5 protein-coding genes are annotated in these 4,303 nt (G+C 44.8%); 4 read left to right on the forward strand and 1 reads right to left on the reverse strand.

Annotated features, from left to right (window positions below):
* The 3 genes from AC29Z1_RS14395 to AC29Z1_RS14405 all read left to right on the forward strand — a co-directional run.
* Nucleotides 1-686, forward strand: a 686-nt coding sequence (locus AC29Z1_RS14395) for a tetratricopeptide repeat protein (RefSeq protein ID WP_488272148.1), incomplete at its 5' end; no start/stop codon positions are given.
* Nucleotides 687-697: 11 nt separating this feature from the next.
* Nucleotides 698-1,705 (forward strand): aldo/keto reductase, encoded by a 1,008-nt coding sequence (locus tag AC29Z1_RS14400; RefSeq protein WP_488272149.1) that lies wholly within the window; start codon nucleotides 698-700, stop codon nucleotides 1,703-1,705.
* A 21-nt stretch (nucleotides 1,706-1,726) separates the two neighbouring features.
* Nucleotides 1,727-2,593 carry an NAD(P)/FAD-dependent oxidoreductase gene (locus AC29Z1_RS14405; RefSeq protein ID WP_488272150.1) on the forward strand — a complete coding sequence of 289 codons (867 nt, stop codon included), beginning with the start codon at nucleotides 1,727-1,729 and terminating at the stop codon, nucleotides 2,591-2,593.
* Nucleotides 2,594-2,771: 178 nt separating this feature from the next.
* Here AC29Z1_RS14405 and AC29Z1_RS14410 read toward each other — a convergent pair whose 3' ends face one another.
* Entirely contained in the window at nucleotides 2,772-3,440 is a 669-nt protein-coding gene (locus tag AC29Z1_RS14410; RefSeq protein WP_488272151.1) for a uracil-DNA glycosylase, read from the reverse strand.
* Nucleotides 3,441-3,696: 256 nt separating this feature from the next.
* Here AC29Z1_RS14410 and AC29Z1_RS14415 point away from each other — a divergent pair.
* The coding region (locus AC29Z1_RS14415) for an HD-GYP domain-containing protein (RefSeq protein ID WP_488272152.1) at nucleotides 3,697-4,303 on the forward strand (607 nt) is incomplete at its 3' end.

Raw genomic sequence — 4,303 nt, forward strand, 5'->3', positions numbered from 1 at the left:
GGGTTAATTATGCCAATCGGGGCGTAATTTATCTGAATAATGCTGCTTATGAACATGCGATTGATGATTTAAGTAAGGCCATCGAGTTAGAACCTGAAGATATGGGTTCATATATAAACCGGGGGGATGCTTTTACCGCCCGTCATCAGTATTCGGTGGCCATTGCCGACTATAATAAGGTGCTTGAGCGCTTTCCGGAAGAGACTGTTGCCTTGATGAAGCGCGGACAGGCCTATTTTGAAATCGGAATGGCTGAAGAGGCACTGAACGATTATAATAAAGTCATTGAGCTAGAGCCTGACAATGTTCAAGCCATTGTCATCCGGGCTTCTATTCATATGGGTCAAGGGAATTTTCGTGCGGCTATTACTGACTTTACCAAGGCTATCGAGTTTGACCCCCATGATGCCAGACCCTACTTTTTCCGTGGTATGGCTTATGCAGCCGCGAAATCTTATGACGAGGCCATTGAGGATTTTAGTCGTTCGGCTGAACTTGATTCAAGCAACGCTTTGGCATACCATAATAAGGCACTTTGCTGTGAAATCCAAGCACGTACCAGCGAAGCCATTCAGGCGTATAAAGATTTTTTAAGTAGGGCTGACCATGAATCACTGGAAGCCAAACACGCCCAAGAGCGATTAGCGGCTTTAGAACAAGATAACGATAAAACACCACTACAGTAGGAGGAAAAACAATGGAGAAGAGACGGTTAGGCCGGACTGGTCTTATGGTAACGCCCATTAGCTTTGGTGCATTGCCCATGCAACGCTGTACGATGGAAGAAGCGGGTGAAGTACTTAAGGCTGCGCTGGATGCCGGTATAAATTTTATTGATACAGCTAGGGCTTATACCGACAGTGAAGAAAAAATTGGCAGATATATAGCGGATCGTCGCCGTGAATATTATTTGGCTACGAAAAGTATGGCCAGAACGAAAGCGGCCATGCTCCAGGATATTGATACCAGCTTAGCCAAGTTGCAAACAGATTACATTGATATTTATCAGCTGCACAATGTGAAAACCGAGCAGGATTGGGAGACTATTATGGCTCCGGACGGAGCGCTTGCCGCCCTTAAAGAGGCACAACAAGCCGGTAAGATCCGGCATATTGGTATAACCGGGCATAACCTGGATATGCTGATAAAGGCGGTCAAAACTGATGAATTTAGTACCGTGCAGGTGCCGTTTAACTGTGTAGAACAAACAGCCATGCAGGAGTTATTCCCGCTTGCTAAAAAGCATGACGTTGGCATTATTGTCATGAAACCACTGGGAGGCGGGCTGATTTCTGATGTGAATTTAGCATTGCGTTTTGTTTTGCAGCAAGACGGGGTAGTGGCGATTCCCGGTATGGATAAGATTGAACATGTGACCGAAAATTTGGCAGCAGCCAAAGACTTTAAACCTCTTAGTGAGGCGGAAATGGCCAAACTGGCTGAGGAAGCCAAGGTGCTTGGTGCCAACTTCTGCCGTCGCTGCGGGTATTGTCTGCCATGTGTTGTCGGAATTGATATTCCGCAGATGTTTATTTTCCACTTGCAGTATATAAGATATGGTTTAAAGAAGGCAATTCCTGAACGATATAAGGGTATGAAAGTCAAGGCTTCCGCCTGCATTGAATGCGGTGAATGCGAGAAGCGTTGTCCGTACAATTTATCCATTCGCGAACGATTGAAAAAGGTGGCTAAAGACCTCGGGTAAGTATCAACAAGGAGGGTATACATGGGCGAAGATACGAAATTTGACATTGCTATAATTGGCGGCGGTCCAGCAGGCCTGTCGGCAGCGCTGACAGGGCGTATTCGCAACAAAAACATTGCCTTATTTGAACATCTTGATTTTAGCCAGAAGCTGCAAAAAGCCCATTTGGTAGATAATTATTTGGGAGTACCAGAGGTTACCGGCAAAGGTCTGATGCAGCACTTTGCTGCGCATGCGCTGGCACATGGCCCGAAACTTATCAAGGAAAAAGTAGTTACTGTGTTTCCGGGTGATAACCTGTTTACTTTGCTTACACCGAGCAATACGTATGAAGCCAGAGCCGTTATTTTGGCTACCGGAGTTGTAAGCACACTGTTATTTCCCGGAGAACGCGAACTGCTTGGCCGGGGGGTTAGTTATTGTGCCACTTGCGATGGCCGCATGTTTGAAGGTCGAGATGTGGCAGTCATTTCGTATACTGAGGAAGGTGAGAATGAGATAACCTTCTTGGGTGAACTTTGTCGCAATGTATACTTCTTGCCACAGTATAAGGGTGACTTTAGCCATATGCGATCCCCGATTCAAGTGCTGTCTGCCAAGCCGAAAGCCATTGCCGGCGACGGACAGGTGGAAAAATTGATCACCGATAAAGAAGAACTAAAAGTTCATGGCGTATTTATCATGCGCCAGTCTGATCCTGTCGAAAATTTGCTGCCAGGTTTAGACCTTGATGGCGAAGTTATCAAGGTGAATCGGGATATGTCAACCAATATTCCTGGCGTATTTGCCGCTGGTGATTGTACAGGAAAACCGTGGCAGATTGCCAAGGCGACTGGTGAAGGCCTTGTTGCTGTACTGAGTGCGATAACGTATATTGATAAAAAGTAAAAGAAGAGCAAGTTTTGTTTGATCGTGTTAAGGCCTCCGAGCGAGTCTGGTTATTGGCATTGTAACGTATTGAGCAAACTTGCTTTTTTTAGTAACGCGATAAAGGTATTTGCGGCTGCGGGTAGACAGGATGGAAAATTGAGCTTAAAGCCAAAAAACGCAGTCAGTTATAGACTGTCTACCGTTTTTTGGCTTGACGGAGTTCGCGGCGGTGGCTATACAGTGCCAGTAGATCTGGCGGTTCAGGAGATTTGAAATTATATTCCGGGGCCAGTTCCTGACATTTTTCCCGGGCTGCTTTCAGGTCATAATACACTTCCCATTTAGCTTTTATCAGGTCTTTGCCGCTAAGGCGGAGCAGATAGGCGGGATGATAGGTAGCAATGGCTGGAATGCCATATTTGGTGGTAAACCACTGGCCGCGGTCTTTGGTGATGCGTGCTGTTGGTGAAAGCAAATATTTTAATGCGACACTGCCCAAAGCAATGATAACTTTAGGTTGGACAAAAGCCAATTCCTTGTCCAGCCAAGTGGAAGCACAAAAATTGCCTTCTTCCACGGTAGGTGTTCGGTTATTCTTTGGTCGGCACTTAACGATGTTTGTAGTATATACGCGATCTCTCGTAATGGCTACACTGGCTAGCGCTTTGTCTAGTAACTGACCTGATGGGCCGACCAAGGGTACGCCATATTCATCCTCGACACCACCAGGGCCTTCACCGACAATGGCCAGCGGGCTTAGTGGTGAGCCATTATAAGATGTGGGGCCGATGGCAGCCTGATACAGCGGACAAGCCGTGCAGGTTAAGAGCGCCTGTTCAAGCTGTTCAAGGGTAGTATATGTCATAGTCTCACCTCACTACATAGTTCGCTTAGTAAAAGAAAAATCCTTTTGCTGAGCAGAAAGCAAAGCTGTGAAACGTATTCTTGCTCTGATATCCTGGGGCTATTATTTCCGATAAAAATTGGTGGATAATGTTAATTTATAAAAAAATATAGAATTATTATAAAAATATATAAAATCATTGGAAAATCATTCTTGACGTTGTTTGCCGCTGCCACTTAGAATAAATATACAACCTTATTGGAAGGGAACTAATCATATGAATATAATTCAGGCATTTTGCCAGATGATTGGTGAGCGGGATTACTATACCTGCGAGCACAGTAAAAATGTGGCCAGGCTAATGGTTAGTTTTGCCGAATATTTCGAGTTGCCGTCAGAGGATGTACTATTAGCGTGTATTTCTGGTATGGTTCATGATATAGGTAAAGTCGAGGTACCTGATTATATATTAAATAAACCAGGGCGGTTGACGGCGGAAGAGTTTGCTGAAATAAAAAAACATCCCAGTGTTGGCGCTAGTATTTTAACTAACATCAATGGGTTGGAGCAGGTAGCAGAAATTGTTCGCTACCATCATGAATGGTATGACGGCAGTGGCTACGGAGCAGGGATATCCGGAGAGGCAATTCCTTTCTTTAGCCGGATGTTAGCCGTGTGCGACAGTTTTGATGCTATGACTTCCGTACGCTGCTACCGTCGGAAACCATTAAGTATTAATCAGGCTTTAGAGGAAATCGTGAATGGTGCTGGTACCCAATTTGATCCAAAGATAAGTCGATATTTTGTAGAGTTTATTAAGAATCACCAAAGTATGCATAACTCAGCGGTTAACCTTAATTTTGACAGTACTTTACAATTTTTTT

The organism is Sporomusa sp. (assembly GCF_057736855.1).